General features: G+C 67.6%; 14 protein-coding genes. 5 read left to right on the forward strand and 9 right to left on the reverse strand.

Annotation, left to right across the window (positions count from 1 at the left end):
• Positions 1 to 34 precede the first annotated feature (34 nt).
• From BME24068_RS21490 to BME24068_RS21520, 7 genes are read right to left on the reverse strand one after another with little or no spacing between them, the layout of a single operon-like run.
• Positions 35 to 1,081 carry an ABC transporter substrate-binding protein gene (locus tag BME24068_RS21490; protein WP_096500177.1) on the reverse strand — a complete coding sequence of 349 codons (1,047 nt, stop codon included), beginning with the start codon at positions 1,079 to 1,081 and terminating at the stop codon, positions 35 to 37.
• Positions 1,078 to 2,229, reverse strand: a complete 1,152-nt coding sequence (locus tag BME24068_RS21495) for an NAD(P)/FAD-dependent oxidoreductase (RefSeq protein WP_174927294.1) — start codon at positions 2,227 to 2,229, stop codon at positions 1,078 to 1,080. Before BME24068_RS21495 ends, BME24068_RS21490 begins: the two co-directional genes overlap by 4 nt.
• The gene (locus BME24068_RS21500; RefSeq protein WP_174927295.1) at positions 2,222 to 3,655 is read right to left on the reverse strand and encodes an FAD/NAD(P)-dependent oxidoreductase; all 1,434 of its coding nucleotides are present in this window, start codon (positions 3,653 to 3,655) and stop codon (positions 2,222 to 2,224) included. Before BME24068_RS21500 ends, BME24068_RS21495 begins: the two co-directional genes overlap by 8 nt.
• Positions 3,652 to 3,996, reverse strand: a complete 345-nt coding sequence (locus BME24068_RS21505) for a (2Fe-2S)-binding protein (protein ID WP_096500171.1) — start codon at positions 3,994 to 3,996, stop codon at positions 3,652 to 3,654. Before BME24068_RS21505 ends, BME24068_RS21500 begins: the two co-directional genes overlap by 4 nt.
• Positions 3,997 to 3,998: 2 nt before the next feature.
• Positions 3,999 to 4,793: an ABC transporter permease gene (locus tag BME24068_RS21510; RefSeq protein WP_096500169.1), complete on the reverse strand. Its 795-nt coding sequence runs from the start codon at positions 4,791 to 4,793 to the stop codon at positions 3,999 to 4,001.
• Complete coding sequence (locus BME24068_RS21515; RefSeq protein WP_096500167.1) at positions 4,790 to 5,767, reverse strand: ABC transporter permease; 978 nt, start codon at positions 5,765 to 5,767, stop codon at positions 4,790 to 4,792. Before BME24068_RS21515 ends, BME24068_RS21510 begins: the two co-directional genes overlap by 4 nt.
• Positions 5,768 to 6,850, reverse strand: a complete 1,083-nt coding sequence (locus BME24068_RS21520; RefSeq protein WP_174927296.1) for an ABC transporter ATP-binding protein — start codon at positions 6,848 to 6,850, stop codon at positions 5,768 to 5,770.
• A gap of 294 nt (positions 6,851 to 7,144) precedes the next feature.
• On the opposite strand from BME24068_RS21520, the gene BME24068_RS21525 reads away from it, so the two are divergent.
• From BME24068_RS21525 to BME24068_RS21545, 5 genes are all read left to right on the forward strand, one after another.
• Positions 7,145 to 8,032: an IclR family transcriptional regulator gene (locus tag BME24068_RS21525; protein ID WP_096500161.1), complete on the forward strand. Its 888-nt coding sequence runs from the start codon at positions 7,145 to 7,147 to the stop codon at positions 8,030 to 8,032.
• Between the two features lie 318 nt (positions 8,033 to 8,350).
• Complete coding sequence (locus tag BME24068_RS21530) at positions 8,351 to 9,478, forward strand: porin (RefSeq protein WP_420887558.1); 1,128 nt, start codon at positions 8,351 to 8,353, stop codon at positions 9,476 to 9,478.
• 39 nt (positions 9,479 to 9,517) lie between these two features.
• Positions 9,518 to 9,730, forward strand: coding sequence for a DUF3311 domain-containing protein (locus BME24068_RS21535; RefSeq protein ID WP_096500158.1), 213 nt, complete (start codon positions 9,518 to 9,520; stop codon positions 9,728 to 9,730).
• Positions 9,727 to 11,205 (forward strand): sodium:solute symporter family protein, encoded by a 1,479-nt coding sequence (locus BME24068_RS21540; RefSeq protein WP_174927297.1) that lies wholly within the window; start codon positions 9,727 to 9,729, stop codon positions 11,203 to 11,205. Before BME24068_RS21535 ends, BME24068_RS21540 begins: the two co-directional genes overlap by 4 nt.
• Positions 11,206 to 11,308: 103 nt before the next feature.
• Complete coding sequence (locus tag BME24068_RS21545; RefSeq protein WP_174927298.1) at positions 11,309 to 12,769, forward strand: amidohydrolase family protein; 1,461 nt, start codon at positions 11,309 to 11,311, stop codon at positions 12,767 to 12,769.
• Positions 12,770 to 13,122: 353 nt separating this feature from the next.
• Here the strand turns inward: BME24068_RS21545 and BME24068_RS21550 are convergent, their stop codons facing one another.
• Together BME24068_RS21550 and BME24068_RS21555 are read right to left on the reverse strand one after the other, a co-directional pair.
• Positions 13,123 to 14,415, reverse strand: coding sequence for a lipopolysaccharide biosynthesis protein (locus BME24068_RS21550; protein ID WP_174927299.1), 1,293 nt, complete (start codon positions 14,413 to 14,415; stop codon positions 13,123 to 13,125).
• Complete coding sequence (locus BME24068_RS21555) at positions 14,409 to 15,146, reverse strand: Rossmann-fold NAD(P)-binding domain-containing protein (RefSeq protein WP_174927300.1); 738 nt, start codon at positions 15,144 to 15,146, stop codon at positions 14,409 to 14,411. The genes BME24068_RS21550 and BME24068_RS21555 overlap by 7 nt, the downstream gene beginning before the upstream one ends.
• Positions 15,147 to 15,548 lie beyond the last annotated feature (402 nt).

A 15,548-nucleotide genomic window follows, 5' to 3' on the forward strand; every position in this document is an offset into this window, starting at 1 on the left:
CGCGCGCGGCCGTGCCCGCTCGCGCCGCACCGCGTCACCGCTCGATCTGCCGGTTCCAGCGCGTATCCCACTGCGCGCGGTGCGCATTGATCGCGGTCCAGTCGACCACCGTCACCTTGCGCACGAGATCGTCGATGTTGCCGAGGCTTTGCTGCATCGCGGCGGGCATCTTCGCGAGGCGGTTGGTCGGGATCTGCTTGCCGGCCTCGGCGGCCTTCGTCTGCGCGGGCGCGGACAGCAGGAACTGCGCCAGTTTCTGCGCCAGCTGCGGGTCCGGATTGTTCGCGACGACGCACAGGTCGACGAGCAGCAGCACCGGGCCTTCCTTCGGGTTCGCATACGCGACCGGAATGCCCTTGTCCTGCAGGTCGCCGACGCCGGTCGGCGTCAGCGGAAACAGGGCGGCCTCGCCGGTCTGCACCATCTCGGAGATCTTCGCCGAGTTCGGGATGTACTCGACGACGTTCGGCCCGACCGTGCTCGCCCACTTGCTGAAGCCGGGCTCGACGTTCTGTTCGTTGCCGCCGAGCAGCCGGTTGATCGCGAGGAATCCGTGCAGCCCGAACGTGCTGCTCGATGCCGACTGGAACACGACCTTGCCCTTGTATTTCGGATTGGCGAAATCCATCCACGACGTCGGCGGCGCCCAGCCCTTCTCCGCGAACAGCTTCTTGTTGTACGCGATGCCGGTCATCCCGAGCTGCACGCCCGCACCGACGTCGTCCTTCATCCGCGCGAACGGATAAAGCTCCTTGAGCACCGGCGAATCGTCGAGCTTCTGGCACACGCCGAGACTGACCGCGCGCGCCATCACGCCGTCGTCGAGAAACGCGACGTGGATCTGCGGCTTGTTGCGGTTCGCGAGCAGCTTTGCGAGCACGTCCGACGACGTGCCGGGCACGACGACGACCTTCACGTCGTTCGCCTTCTCGAAGTCGGGCAACACCTGGCTCGTGTAGGCCTTTTCCATCGGCCCGCCGTTCATGCCGACGTAGATCGTCTTCGTTTGTGCGAACGCGGGCGCGCCGGCGCCTGCGATGCAGAGAGCGGCAGCCGCCGCGATCGTTCCGAGCAGTTTCATCGTTGGGTCTCCTCTTGACGGAAAGGGGCGGTCGGCGTCGTTTGCGGTGCAAAGCGGCCGATCGAGAATGCATCGAGCGGGGTGGCGGTTTCGCCGGTCGTGACGAGATCGGCGAGCACGTCGCCGACACCCGGCGCGAGCAGGAAGCCGCCGCCGGAAAAGCCGAATGCATGCAGCAGGTTCGGCGTGGTACGGCTCGCGCCGATGATCGGGTTGTGATCCGGCGTGCAGCCCTCGACGCCGCTCCACGTGCGGATCAGCAGCGCGTCGCGCAGCGCGGGCAGCAGCGCGCACGCATCGCGCATGACCGCGCGCGTCGTATCGACCGACGGCTGGCCGAACTCGCCGTCGCCGCGGCCGCGCCCGCCGCCGATCACGCAGTTGCCGCGCGCGACCTGCCGCGCGTACACGCCGCCCCCGTACACGCCGAGGTTGTGCGCGATGAACGGCGGCAGCGGTTCGGTCACCCACATGTTCGGGTAGATCGCCTCCATCGGCACGGCTTCGCCGAAGCGCTCGGCGATCGTGTTCGCCCATGCGCCGGCCGAGTTGACCAGCCAGGTCGCGGTGCAGGCGCGCGCGCCTGCACGAACGTGAAAGCGTGTGCCGTCGTGGCGGACGTCGTCGACGGGGGTGTGTTCGAAGACCTCGGCGCCGGCCGCGCGGGCCGCACGGGCGAACGCGGGCGACACGATGCGCGGATTCGCGTGCCCGTCGCTCGCGCACAGCGAGCCGCCGAGCGCTGCGGGGCCGAGCCACGGATAGCGACGGCGGAACGCGTCGCCGCGGATCACCTGCAGCGGCAGGCCGTGCTCGCCGGCGAGCGTCGCGTATGCATCGAGCGCGTCGAGATCGGCATCGCTGCGGGCGAGCCGCAAGTGACCCGACACGACGAATTCGCCGTCGATGCCGATCAGTTCGGGCAGGCGATCCCAGATGCGCCGCGCACGCAGCGCGAGCGGCAACTGCTCGGCGGGGCGGCCCTGGCAGCGTACGCCGCCGTAGTTCACGCCGCTCGCCTGCGCGCCGCAGTCGCGACGCTCGAACAACGCGACGCGCAGGCCGCGCTGCGTCAGCGCCAGCGCGGCCGATGCGCCGACGAGGCCGCCGCCGACGATCGCGACGTCGTAATGGCGGATCTCATTCATCGCGCGCCTCGTCGGGAATCGCCGCGACATCGTCGCCCGCGAGCGCGGCGGAGACCGGGAAGGGCTTCACCGGCGGTTGCGCGCGCAACCGGCCTACGTCGGCGAGCGCCCGGCCTGTTTCGGCGGCCAGCACGAGCGCGGTCGCGTCGCCGCACATGCGGCCCTGGCAGCGGCCCATGCCGGCGCGGGTCAGCGCTTTCAGACGGTTGAGTTCGGTCGCTTCGCCGGCACGGATGCAGCGCCGCAGCGTGCCGGCGTCGATCTCTTCGCAGCGGCACACGATCGTGTCGTCCGGGCAGCGCGCGGCAAGCCCGGCCGGTGGCGCGAACGCCGCCTCGAGGCCCGCGCGGAACGCGCCGACCCGCGCGAGCGTGCGTTCCAGCGTGGCGGCGTCGGGTTTGCCGGCCGGCGCGGGCGACGCGATGCCGGCATCGTCGAGCAGGGCGAGCGCCGCGCGTCGCCCGGACGCCTCCGCGGCATCGGCCCCGGCGATACCGGCACCGTCGCCGGCGACGTAGACGCCGCGCACCGACGTGCGGCCGGCCGCGTCGCGTTCGGGCAACCATGCGCGGTTGAGCGGATCGAAGCTGAACCGGCAGCCGGCGAGATCGGCCAGCTGCGTTTCCGAGCGCAGCCCGAAGCCGAGGCCGAGCGCGTCGCATTCGATCATGCGCGGTGCCGCATCGCCGTCGGCCGCCCGCCACGCGAGCCCCGTGACGTGCCGCTCGCCGAGTACGCGTTCGAGCACGACACCGGTTTCGATCGCGACGCCGTGCGCGCGCAGCCAGCCGATGTAGTAGAGCCCCTTCGCGAACGTCGCCGGCATGCGCAGCAGCGCGGGTGCGGCGGCGGCCTGCCGGCGCAGCGGGCTCGTGTCGAGCACGGCCGCGATCTGCGCGCCGGCCTTTGCATACTGATACGCGACGAGATACAGCAGCGGCCCGGTGCCCGCGAACACGATGCGCCGGCCGATCGCGCAGCCCTGCGCCTTCAATGCGACTTGCGCGCCGCCGAGCGTGTAGACGCCCGCGAGCGTCCATCCCGGCACCGGCAGCATGCGGTCGGTCGCGCCGCTCGCGACGATCAGGTGCGAGAACGGGACGGTTGTTTCGCGGCCGTCCTGCAGCGTGTCGACGCGGCCCGCGCCGCACGCCCACGCGAGCGTGTTCGGCCGGTAGTCGACGTGCGGCAGCAGCGCGGCCATCGTCCGATGAACGGCGTCGGCCTTCGCCGCCTCGAAGCCGTACAGCGCGCGCTTGCCGCGCACGAACGCGCTGTCGGCGGGCGGCTGCCGGTAGATCTGGCCGCCCCAGCGCGCGTTCTCGTCGATCACGACGGGGCGTAGCCCCGCGTCGACGAGCGCTTCAGCCGCGCGCACGCCGGCCGGTCCCGCGCCGACGATCACCGGTTGCGTCGCGCCGCTCATGATGCGTCTCCGGTGACGCCGCACGGCGCGCCGGTGAGGATTCGCATGCCGTCGGCGATCGGCGTCGAGCATGCACGGACGCGGGCGCCGGCTTCGGTGCGCACCCAGCAATCCTGGCACGCGCCGATCAGGCAGAAGCCGGCGCGCGGCTGGCCGCTGAATTCGCTGGCGCGCACGCGGCGTTGCGTGACGAGGATCGCGGTGAGCACGGTATCGCCGGCGAGCGCTTGCGCGGGACGGCCGTCGAGCATGAACGCGACGGCGGCGCGCTCGCGTTCGGCGACGCGCACGAATTGCGCGCCGTCGTCCACGGTATCGGTTGAACGGGAAACGGAAGTCATCGTCAATGTTGGCCGATCAGGATGCGGTTCAGGCCGTACACGCGATCGAGCAGCAGCATCGCGCCGGCGGTGATGAAGATGACGAGCGCCGATACCGACGCCATCATCGGATCGATCGATTCGGTCGCGTACATGTACATGCGCACCGGCAGCGTGACCGTCTGCGGCGACGTGACGAAGATCGACATCGTCAGTTCATCGAAGCTGTTGATGAACGCGAGCAGCCAGCCGCCCGTGATGCCGGGCACGATCATCGGCAGCGTGATGCGGCGGAACGTCGTCCACGGGTCGGCGCCGAGCGAGCACGCGGCCTGCTCGACGCTGCGGTCGAGGCCGGCGACCGACGCGAGCACGAGCCGCATCACGAACGGCGTGATGACGACCATGTGCGCGACCACCAGCCACGCGAACGAGCCGGTTGCGCCGATCAGCGCGAAGAAGCGCAGCAGCGCGATGCCGAGCACGAGGCCCGGGATCACGAGCGGCGACAGCAGCAGGCCGTTCAGGAACGCCCGGCCGGGAAACGCCGCGCGGCCGATCGCGAGGCCGGCGGGTAGCGCGATCGCGAGCGACAGCGTCGCCGACGCGAACGCGAGCTTCACGCTGTTGAAGAACGCGGTGATGAAGTCGGGATAGTCGAGGATCGCGCGGAACCAGCGCAGCGACAGTCCGTGCGTCGGCAGCGTCAGCGTTTCGTCGGGCGTGAACGCGACGAGTACGACGATCACGAGCGGCGCGAGCACGAACAGGATCACGAGCGTGTGGAACGCGAGGGCGAAGGGGCCGTTCTTTCTCATCGGGAAGCGCCTCCGAGGCTGCGCGCGTAGCGGCGTTCGAGCACGCGGTAGTAGGTGAGCATGACGATCAGGTTCGCGACCAGCAGCAGCACCGCGATGGTCGCGCCGAGCGGCCAGTTCAGCGAGCCGAGGAATTCGTCGTAGACGGCGGTCGCCGCGACCTTCAGACGGCGTCCGCCGAGCAGGCCGGGAATCGCGAATGCGCTCGCCGACAGCCCGAACACCATCAGGCTGCCCGACAGCACGCCCGGCATCAGCTGTGGCACCACGATGCGGCGCAGCGTCGTGAACGGCGATGCGCCGAGCGACAGGGCCGCGTGTTCCGTCTGCGGATCGAGCCGCTGCAGCGCGGTCCATACGGGGATCACCATGAACGGCAGCATCACGTGCACGAGTGCGATCACGATCGCGAAGGTCGTGTATTCGAGCTTGTACGGCCCGAGGCCGACGAGCCCGAGCGCCTGGTTCACGAGTCCGCCCGTGTTCAGCAGCATGCTCCAGCCGAACGCGCGCACGACGACCGACACGAGCAGCGGCGCGAGAATCGCGAGCAGGAACAGCGAGCGCCACGGGTCGCGCATTTTCGACAGCACGTACGCTTCGGGCGTGCCGATCGCGACGCAGATCGCGGTGGTCAGCGCGGCGATGCCGAACGTGCGCGCGAAGATCGTGTGGAAATACGACGAGCCGAGCACTTCCGCGTAGTTGCCGAACTGGAACGCGGCGATCGGGCCGGTGGCCGGGTCGAAACGATAGAACGTGAGCGCGAAGGTCATCGCGAGCGGCACGAGCACGAGCGCGGCGAACAGCGCGAAGGCGGGCGCGCACATCAGCCACAGCGGCGCATGTGCGCGCCACGTCGCGTTCGGCGCGCGGCGGCCGGCGGCGCGCGCCGGTGCGGCATCGGCCGCGGCCGGGTGCGCCAGGCTGCCCGGTGCGCCGTCGCTCGGGAGCGGGCGGGAAGGCTGTCGCATTCAGGCCTCCCGGCGCATCACGCGCACTGCGTCGCTGTGCCAGTCGATGCCGACCGGCATGCCTTCGTCGAGCGGCTCCGCGCCTTCGTTCTGGCAGCACACGAGCACTTCGCCGAGCGCGCTGTCGACGCGATACAGCCACTGGCTGCCGAGGAAGAAGCGGCTCGAGACCGTCGCGGCGAAGCGGCCGGCGCCGGGGGCGCACAGTCGCAGCTTCTCGGGGCGGATGCATACCGACACGGCGTCGCCGACGCGCATGTCGCGCTCGTGCGCCGGCAGGTGCGCGGCATGTCCCGTCTCGGCGAGCTCGTGGCCGAGGTCGATGCGGATCGTGTCGCCGTCGTGCGCGACGATCGTGCCGGGCAGCAGGTTCGCCTTGCCGATGAACTGCGACACGAAGCGGTTCTCGGGGCGTTCGTATGCGCGGTACGGCGTGTCGGTCTGCGTGATGCGGCCGGCTTCCATCACGACCACGCGGTCGCTGATCGACAGCGCTTCCGATTGATCGTGCGTGACCATGATCGTCGTCGTGCCGATCTTGCGCTGGATCGCGCGCAGTTCGAACTGCATTTCCTCGCGCAGCTTCGCATCGAGATTCGACATCGGCTCGTCGAGCAGCAGCACTGGCGGCTCGATCACGACGGCGCGCGCAATGGCGACGCGCTGCCGCTGGCCGCCGGACAGCTCGCGCGGAAAGCGGTGCGCGAACGCATCGAGGCGCACGAGCGACAGCGCCGCGCGGATGCGTTCCGCGCGCGTCGCCTTGTCGACACCGCGCATGTCCAGGCCGAAGCCGACGTTCTCGGCGACGCTCATGTGCGGAAACAGCGCATAGCTCTGGAACACGATCCCGAGCCCGCGGCGGTTCGGCTTCATGTGCGTGATGTCCTGCCCGTCGAGCGCGATGCGGCCGCGCGTGACGTCGACGAAGCCGGCGATCATCTGCAGCGTCGTGGTTTTGCCGCAGCCGGACGGGCCGAGCAGCGACACGAATTCGCCCTGTTCGACCGACAGGTTGACGTCCGCGACGGCGGTGAGCCCGCCGAACGATTTCGTCAGATCCGTAAGCGTGAGAAACGACATGGGGAGCTCCGGGTTCGCACACCGGATCGCCGGTGCGTCGTTGATGCGGACTCTAGCCAGCCATATTTCGGAGCGTCAATTTAGGATTCTGCTCATCGAGATGTATTTCGAAAAAATTCCGATGAATGGAATTGATCGTCGTATCGCACGAAAATCGTTCCGTTGAATGAAGGGCATCGAGGCCATGAATCACACGAGTCAATCCCGTGCACACCCGGATGCCCGGGAAGTGCCGGCGCGACGACAATGGCGGCTACCATATTCCGTTCAATGAAATCATCGAGGAGAGCCGGCATGCAGGCACCCCATTCGCGCGGAACGTCGCCGGCCGCGCCCGCGCCGCACCCGGACGAGGACCCGGCCGAGACCGCCGGCGCGCCGGGCACCGGCATGCTGCAGCGGGCGTTCGCGATCCTGCGCGCGCTGGCCGGCATGCAGCAGGACGGCGTGCGGGTCACGCATCTCGCGAAGGCCGTCGGCCTCACGCAGGGCACCGCGCACCGGATCCTGCAATCGCTGATCGCGGAAGGAATGGTCGAACAGGACGAGCAGTCGAAGCTGTACCGGCTGAGCGTCGACTTCTTCGCGCTGGCCGCGCTGGCGGGCAATCCGAGCAGCATGCGCACGTTGTGCCGGCCCGCGCTGCTGCGGCTGTGCGCGAGCCTCGGCGAGACGATCTTCCTGCTCGTCAAAAGCGGCTTCGACGCCGTGTGTCTCGACCTGTGCGAAGGGCCGTTCCCGATCCGGTCGTTTACCGGCGACATCGGCGGGCGCATTGCGCTGGGTGTCGGGCAGGGCAGCCTCGCGATCCTCGCGTTCCTGCCGGAAGCCGAGCGCGAGGAAGTGATCCGCTTCAACGTGCCGCGCATTCGCGGCTACGGCGTGCTCGACGAGGTGTACCTGCGCACCGAGATCGAACGCGTGCGGCAACTCGGCTACGCGGGCCGCAACAGCGGCGTGCTCGACGGAATGGCGGGCGTCGCGGTGCCGATCCTCGATCGCACCGGCTATCCGGTCGGCGCGCTGAGCGTCGGCACGCTGGCGTCGCGCCTTGGCGACGACCGGATGCCGATGGTCGTCGAACTGCTCAGGCGGCAGGCCGATGCGATCGGCCCGCGCACGAATCCGTTCGACGCCGCGCTGCGGCGTCCGATGCACGGTCTATCCGGGAAAACCGCATAGCCGTCGCGTGCGTCGCCGCGTATCGCCATTTCGTCAGCTTGCTTACGCCGACCCTTCACGTCTGAGTAAAACGCGCCGCGCCCAGCGGTCTTGCCGCCTTTCGTTTTTCTTGCGGAGCGCATCCGCTCTGCTTGTCTCCCGGTCTTCCGTCTCCCATTCGATTTTCCACTGCCCGCCAGTAAAACATTTCATTTCTTGATGCGGTTGTGGCTGGATACCATCCAGCGACTGTCTATACAAGCTGACCGGCGCGTATGAACAGGATCCACAAAACACAACACAACATCGACAAGCAGGTTTGGAGAGGAGATGACGGAGATGGTGCGAATGATGGGCAGGAACACGGGCGTCGCGTGCATGAGCGCGGCCATCGCGATGCTGTTTGCAGGCGCCGCGCATGCGCAGTCGTCGGTGACGCTGTACGGGATCGTCGACGCGGGCGTGACCTACACGAACAACGCGCAAGGCCACGCGCTGTGGCAGTTCACGGGCGGCAACGAATCGGGCCCGCGCTGGGGCCTGCTCGGTACCGAGGATCTCGGCGGCGGCCTGCAGGCGAACTTCCGGCTCGAGAACGGCTTCAACGTCGCGAACGGCGCGCTCGGCCAGGGCGGCCGCATGTTCGGCCGTTCCGCCTGGGTCGGCCTGAGCGGCGCGAACTGGGGTGCGGTGACGCTCGGCCGCCAGTACAACTCGACGCAGGACATCCTCGGCTCGCTGCAGATGAGCAGCTTCCTCGCGCAGTACTCGACGCACCCGTTCGACAACGACGACATCAACAACACGTTCCGCACCAACAACGCGGTCAAGTACGTGTCGCCGACGATCGCCGGCCTGCAGGCGAACCTGATGTATGGGTTCTCGAACTCGACGGGCTTCGCGAACGACAACAGCTGGAGCGCGGGGCTCACGTATGCGAACGGGCCGCTGAACGCGGGCGTCGCGTATGCGCGCATGAACCATCCGGCGAGCAGCGCGACGGGCGCGGTTGCATCCGACAACTACTTTCCCGCCTCGGCATCGGTGTTCGGCGCGGGCCTGTCGAGCGCGGTGCGCCAGCAGATCTGGGGCGCGGGCGGCAGCTACGCGATCGGGCAGGCGACGCTCGGGCTGCTGTATTCGGGCTCGAACTTCGGCCAGGCGACGGGCGGCGCGCTGCGCTTCAACAACTACGAAGGCAGCCTGCGCTACATGATCACGCCCGCGCTGATGGCCGCGGCCGGCTACACGTACACGCAGGTCGCGCGCGGCGACGACAGCGGCCACTATCAGCAGGTGTCGGCCGGCGTGCAGTACCTGCTGTCCAAGCGTACCGACGTGTACGTGAACGGCTTCTACCAGAAGGCGTCGTCGGGTGTCGGCAGCGCGTGGATCGACGGCACCGACAGCCCGTCGTCGACGACGTCGCAAGTGGCGGTGGTGGTCGGCATCCGTCAGAAGTTCTGATGTTCCGACGCGTTCGCGCGTCTTCCGGAGGAGACACACATGAAACTCAAACTGTTGCTGGCGGCGTTGCCGTTCGCCGGGATGTATGCGGGCGGCTCGATTGCCGAGGTGCGGCCGCTGCTGTTCGGGCTGCCGTTCCTGCTCGTCTGGAACCTGGTCTGGATGGCGGCGACCGCCGCGATCCTCGCGATCCTGTTCCACCTCGACGAGCGCGACACGGCGCGTGACGGCCGCACGGGAGACGCGCAATGAACGCATCGATCGTCATCATCGCGGCGTTCGCCGTGTTCGCGCTCGCGATCGGCGTGATGGCGCGGCGCGGCCGCAAGCTCACGCTCGAACAATGGGCGGTCGGCGGACGCGGCTTCGGCTCGCTGCTCACGTTCCTGCTGATGGCCGGCGAGGCGTTCTCGACGTTCTCGTTCCTCGGCGCGAGCGGCTGGACCTACAGCAAGGGCGTGCCCGCGTTCTACATCCTGTCGTACGGCTGCCTCGCGTTCGTGATCGGCTACTGGATGCTGCCGGCGATCTGGCGCTACGCGAAGGCGCGCGGGCTCGTGTCGTTCGCCGATTACTTCGCGGCGAAGTACGACAGCCGCGCGATCGGCGTGCTGGTGTCGATCGTCGCGGTGTTCGCGATGGTGTCGCTGCTGATGATCCAGCTGCGCGGCCTCGGCGTGATCGTGTCGGAGATGTCGTACGGGCTGATTCCGCAAGCGGCCGCGATCTGGATCGCGGCGACGCTGATGGCGGTCTACATGGTCGTGTCGGGCATCCACGGCTCGGCGAGCATCGCGATCTTCAAGGACGTGCTGATCCTCGCGATCGCGATCTTCCTCGGCCTGTACCTGCCGATGCATTACTACGGCGGCCTCGGCGAGATGTTCGCGAAGATCGACGCCGCGCATCCGGAGCTGCTGCGCATGCCCGAGCACGGCTTCAACCTGAGCTGGTACAACTCGACGATCCTGCTCACGTCGCTCGGCTACTACCTGTATCCGCACGGCTTCACCGCGATCTACGTCGCGAAGGACGAACGCGCGCTGCGCCGCAACGTGATCCTGATGCCGCTGTACCAGGTGCTGATCGCGTTCCTGTTCCTCGTCGGCTTCGCGGCCGTGATGACGGTGCACGGGCTCGAAGGCGCGCAGACCGACCTCGCGCTGCTGCGTCTCGTGAAACAGACGTTCCCCGCCTGGTTCGTCGGCATCGTCGGCGGCACGGGCCTCTTGACCGCGCTGGTGCCGGGCTCGCTGATCATGCTGAACGCATCGACGACGATCGCACGCAACATCTACCGCGAAGGCTTCGCGCCGAATGCGACCGACCGCGAGGTGACGCGCGTCGCGCGGATCGCACTGCCGATCTTCACGCTGGTGGTCGTGTATTTCGTGCTGCGCGGCGGAGCGACCTTCGTCACGCTCGCGATCTTCTCGTCGAGCCTGCTGACGCAGCTCGTGCCGATGCTCGCGTCGAGCTTCCTGACGCGGCCGTTCGGCACGCGCGAAGGCGCGTTCGCGGGGATCGTCGCCGGCGCGATCGTGATCGCGATGACCAACTACTATGGCGTGACGCTCGCGTCGCTGTTCCCGGGCGCATCGAGCACGGTCACGTCGATCAACCCCGGGCTCGTCGCGCTCGCCGTGAACGCGGCGGTATTCATCGCCATCAGCGCGGCGCAGCGCAAGCTGAAGGCGCGGATCGCCGCGCCGGCCCGCTCCGCGTGACAACCCGTGCGGCGTGCAGTCGCCAGGCCGCCGGGCTGCCGCCCGGCGGTTTTTCCATTCGACGGCACCCGTATCATTTCGAATCAGAACAGGACATCCAGCGATGACTACCGAGGACAAGCGCGAAGCAATCGACACCCTGATCGCACACGGCTGCGTGATCACGATGGATCCGCAGCGGCGCGTGATCGAGAACGGCGCGGTGGCCGTCAACGGCGATCGCATCGTCGCCGTCGGCGACACGGCCGAGTTGCAGGCGCGCTACCGTGCCGCGCGCACGCTCGATGCACGCCGCAAGGCCGTGCTGCCGGGCCTGATCGATGCGCATGCGCACGCGGGCCACGCGATGCTGCGCACGATCGGCGGCGCGGACGGCGATGCCTGGTCGGCCGCGGCCGAGACGATCTATACGCGCGCATCGGACGAAGCGTTCTGGGAAACCGAATCGCATCTCGCGGCGCTCGAACGGCTGAAGGCCGGCGTGACGACGGGCGTGTCGCTGCTTGGCGGCGGCAATTCGATCATGCGCGTCGACGATCCCGTCTACGCGCGGCGCCATTGCGATGCGGTGGTGCGCACCGGCACGCGCTCGATCGTCGCGGTCGGCCCGTCGCGGCCGCCCGCACCGCGCGCGTACACGCGCCACACGCCGGACGGCAGCGACACGCGCGACATCGATTTCGACACGATGGTCGGCGTATGCGAAGACATCGTCGACGCGTGCCACGGCGATGCGGACGGCCGGATCCGGATCGCGCTGACGCTGCCCGTGTATGCGCCCGGGCACGACCCGGAGCTTGCGCAATACGAACGTGATTTCCGCGACCAGGCGGCCCGCTACGGCGCGCTGGCGCGCGAGCGCGGCCTGACCTTCACGCAGGACGGCCACCGCGCCGGCACGCTCGCGTTCGCGCATCGCGAGCTGGGGCTGCTCGGCCCGACGTCGTTCATGTCGCACAGCATCGACCTGACCGACGACGACATCGCCGCGTGCGTCGAAACCGGCACCGCGATCATCCACAACCCGAGCGCGATCATGTCGATCATCGGCCGCTGCCCGGTGCCCGAGCTGATCGATGCGGGCGTGACGGTGGCGATCGCGTCGGACGGCGCGGCGCCCGATCGCGGCTACGACATGTTCCGTCACATGTGGCAGTGCATGCATTACCATCGCCGTCACTTCCGCGATCCGGACGTGCTGCCGCACGGCAAGGTGCTGGAGATGGTGACGATCGACGCGGCGAAGGCGCTGTCGCTCGATCGCGAGATCGGCTCGCTCGAAGCCGGCAAGCTCGCGGACGTCATCCTCGTCGACCTGTTCCGCCCGCACATGATGCCGATGAACATGCCCGTGTATCGCGTGACGTGCTTCGCGAACGCCGCCGACGTGTGCATGACGATGGTCGGCGGCCGGGTGCTGATGGAGGATCGACGCGTGTTGTCGGTCGACGAAGGGGAGATCCTCGAGCGCGTGAACGAAGTGGCCGATCTGATGATCGAGCGCAGCGGGTTGCGCCATCTGCTCGACGAGCCGAAGACGCTGTGGGGGCGCAGTCACTACTGAGCGACCGGCCGCGCGGTGAGGTATCGGCAGGCTCGGGCCCGATGCGGCCCGCGCTTGTCGCATCACGCCGCTATCGCATCGCGCAGACGAAATTGCGCGACGGCATCGCTGAGCCGCGAGCCCTGTTCCTCGAGCGACAGCGCAGCGGCGGCCGCCTCTTCGACCGGCGTTGCGCGAGCCCGCGCACCTCGGTCGCGACGACCGCGAAGCCGCGCCCCTGTTCGCCGGCGTTGAATTATCCGGACCGGTTATCCAAATTTTCGCCGCAGGTCAGATTCAGTATGCGAACACGGCTGGCGTCGCGATGTTACGTGTCATGTCGCGGTTGAGCCCCGGATCAGCGTGGAGCAAGCTTATCCGGCATGCGACGCAATTTCCGTCGGATGTTTGACGTGCCATACGCCTCCGCGACGCATGACGATCAACGCGAGTGCGGCGGCGATGGCGAAGCTTGCAGCCAGGTGCGCGAGCGCCATGCCCACGGCGCCCGAATTTCCGATTAGATAGCGGGCGGCTGGTATGTAAAGCAGCGTGAGCGCGGCAATCGTTGCCAACACGACGCCGCCGGCGCGTAGTGCGACCGCAGCGACCCAGAGCACGTCCGTGGCTGCACGTAGGATGAACGAAACGAGCAGCAGCGCGAGCAATGTCACGTTTTTCTCCGCGATCGGTTCGTTGGTGAGTGCGAACAGCGCAGGGTGTGCGACAAAGATGATGGCCGACGCGAGCAGCGTAACGGCGATGTTTGCCGTTACCGCATGCGTCGTGCGACGGAGGAATGTATCGGGCGCGTCAGCCAGCGTGCGGATGAGACGCGGAGCGGCCGTGACCACCACTACGGCAAACGTGATCGCCTGCGCCGCACTTGCGATCGACCATGCAAACACGTATTGACCGAGCACGTCGGCGCTCAAACTGCGGCTGGCGATGAAGCGCTCTGCATATTGCAGCGACGAAAGGATCACACCGGCCAGATAGAACGGCAGGCCGTGCAGCCAGATGGCCGATATACGTGATGGATGCGCTGCGGATTCGGGCAGTCCGACCTCGCTCGCGCGTTGTTCGAAGATGTTGATCCGATGCCACGCAACAGCGACGACGATCAGATTGGTCGCGATCCACAGTACGAATACGGCCTCGATCGAATGCATTGCTCCCGTGAGCAGGGCGGCGCTCGCGAGACCGGACCAGGTGCCGGCGCGCACGAACAGTAGAATCGAACCGGCGCGAGGCCGATGCAGCGAGAATAGCCAGCCATTGACTTCGAGTGCGGCATGCTCGGACAGCGTGACGAGCAGCACACACCATGCCAACGGAATGGACAGCGCGAATCGGTCGAATAATGCGACGACTGCATTGTTCCTCGTCGCGATGGCAAATGCCGCGGCGAGCAGCAGGTACAGCATGGCATAGCCGACACTCACGGTGCGGGCGTGGGCGATTGCCGGCAGCGGGTTGGCCTCGCTCAGCCTGCGGTTGAGTTCGGGGCCGAAGCCGAGTCCGAGCGCTTTTGACGCGATCACGGACGTGGCGATTGCGAGCCCGTAGGCAGCGACCGAGTCGAAGCCGAGCGTGCGGGCGATGACGATCGTGAGTACGAGTTTCAGGCCTAGCGCCGAGAGACGGAGGAGGAAGCGCGTCAGCATCGGGCCGTCCGGTTGGCGTGGCGGGTGAGGCGTAGCACGTCGATCATGGTCGTCACGACGCGCATCTCCCTGTTCGGCAGCGCAGGCCACGCTTCGGGGATCGAATGGGCGCGAACATGTTGTACGAACGTTTCAAGCGTGCGAAAGCACTGCACGCAGATGCGGCCGCTCCGCGATACGCCACCGGGCTCGGGCGTGGCCGCGGCGCGCAAGCCGGCCGATGGCATTCGGGCGATCCGCTTCAGTATCGCGTCGCGATGCATACCCTTACCGACGCTCGCTAACCGCTGTTTGCTTTCTTGAACGCTACCGATGCACGCGAGCGTCGTGTGCGCCGTGAGCCGGGAGGCGACGAGCGTGACACAGCTCGCGAAAGCCCACAGCAGATACCCGTGCACTGAAACGTTCGGTGCGGGAAGCAGTACGTTCATCGTGAGTGCCGCGCCGGCTTGAGCCAGCAGCCATGCGAGCGCGGTGACACGGGCGACGCGGCGTTTCGAGCGGCCGGGCGATGCGTCGTAGAGACGGAATGCGGGGAACGGAACCAGGGCAAACGCTGCCGCATAGGCGACGGTTGCCAGTTCGGACGCGCGATCGGCTTCCGCGTCGGCCAGCGCCAGCGCCGCGATCAGCGCGCCGATCGAGATCAGCACGACGTCGGCCGCGCGCGCGCGCGATCCGCCCGCAATCTGCGACGCAGATTCGCGTCGGACTTTGAATGATGTATCCATATACGTTGTCGCTACTGTTCATTTAGGCTCGCGTAGCCCGGCAAGCGGATGAGCGACGTTACGGTCGCTCGTGTTGCTCCGCCATGCGATCCATCTCAAGTGATGTCGGCTGGACGTGCATCCCACTTTCACACTGCCATTCCAGTGGTTGCGCGCTAGTCCTTGAACAGAAGCGAATCGGTACAATTCATGCGTCGATTGGCGGCGCTACTTCACTTTCTCTCTTTCATTCAGGTGGGTTGGCGCGGGTTATGCGTCCAGTTGTTCGACCATTTGTATTGCTAATAGTCGGTAGTCTGGCCGGGCACATCGCCTACCGGCTGCGCAACCTGGCACGCCGCACTTGCGTGTGCGTTACCTGAATCGCTACGACCGCTCGACGCTATGGCGTGACTTGCAGCC

Source organism: Burkholderia anthina (assembly GCF_902498995.1).
GTDB lineage: Bacteria > Pseudomonadota > Gammaproteobacteria > Burkholderiales > Burkholderiaceae > Burkholderia > Burkholderia anthina.

Coding starts and splice junctions, on each gene's coding strand:
- BME24068_RS21490 (WP_096500177.1), bottom strand. CDS start 1,081: ATGAAACTGCTCGGAACGATCGCGGCGGCTGCCGCTCTCTGCATCGCA.
- BME24068_RS21495 (WP_174927294.1), bottom strand. CDS start 2,229: ATGAATGAGATCCGCCATTACGACGTCGCGATCGTCGGCGGCGGCCTC.
- BME24068_RS21500 (WP_174927295.1), bottom strand. CDS start 3,655: ATGAGCGGCGCGACGCAACCGGTGATCGTCGGCGCGGGACCGGCCGGC.
- BME24068_RS21505 (WP_096500171.1), bottom strand. CDS start 3,996: ATGACTTCCGTTTCCCGTTCAACCGATACCGTGGACGACGGCGCGCAA.
- BME24068_RS21510 (WP_096500169.1), bottom strand. CDS start 4,793: ATGAGAAAGAACGGCCCCTTCGCCCTCGCGTTCCACACGCTCGTGATC.
- BME24068_RS21515 (WP_096500167.1), bottom strand. CDS start 5,767: ATGCGACAGCCTTCCCGCCCGCTCCCGAGCGACGGCGCACCGGGCAGC.
- BME24068_RS21520 (WP_174927296.1), bottom strand. CDS start 6,850: ATGTCGTTTCTCACGCTTACGGATCTGACGAAATCGTTCGGCGGGCTC.
- BME24068_RS21525 (WP_096500161.1), top strand. CDS start 7,145: ATGCAGGCACCCCATTCGCGCGGAACGTCGCCGGCCGCGCCCGCGCCG.
- BME24068_RS21530 (WP_420887558.1), top strand. CDS start 8,351: ATGGTGCGAATGATGGGCAGGAACACGGGCGTCGCGTGCATGAGCGCG.
- BME24068_RS21535 (WP_096500158.1), top strand. CDS start 9,518: ATGAAACTCAAACTGTTGCTGGCGGCGTTGCCGTTCGCCGGGATGTAT.
- BME24068_RS21540 (WP_174927297.1), top strand. CDS start 9,727: ATGAACGCATCGATCGTCATCATCGCGGCGTTCGCCGTGTTCGCGCTC.
- BME24068_RS21545 (WP_174927298.1), top strand. CDS start 11,309: ATGACTACCGAGGACAAGCGCGAAGCAATCGACACCCTGATCGCACAC.
- BME24068_RS21550 (WP_174927299.1), bottom strand. CDS start 14,415: ATGCTGACGCGCTTCCTCCTCCGTCTCTCGGCGCTAGGCCTGAAACTC.
- BME24068_RS21555 (WP_174927300.1), bottom strand. CDS start 15,146: ATGGATACATCATTCAAAGTCCGACGCGAATCTGCGTCGCAGATTGCG.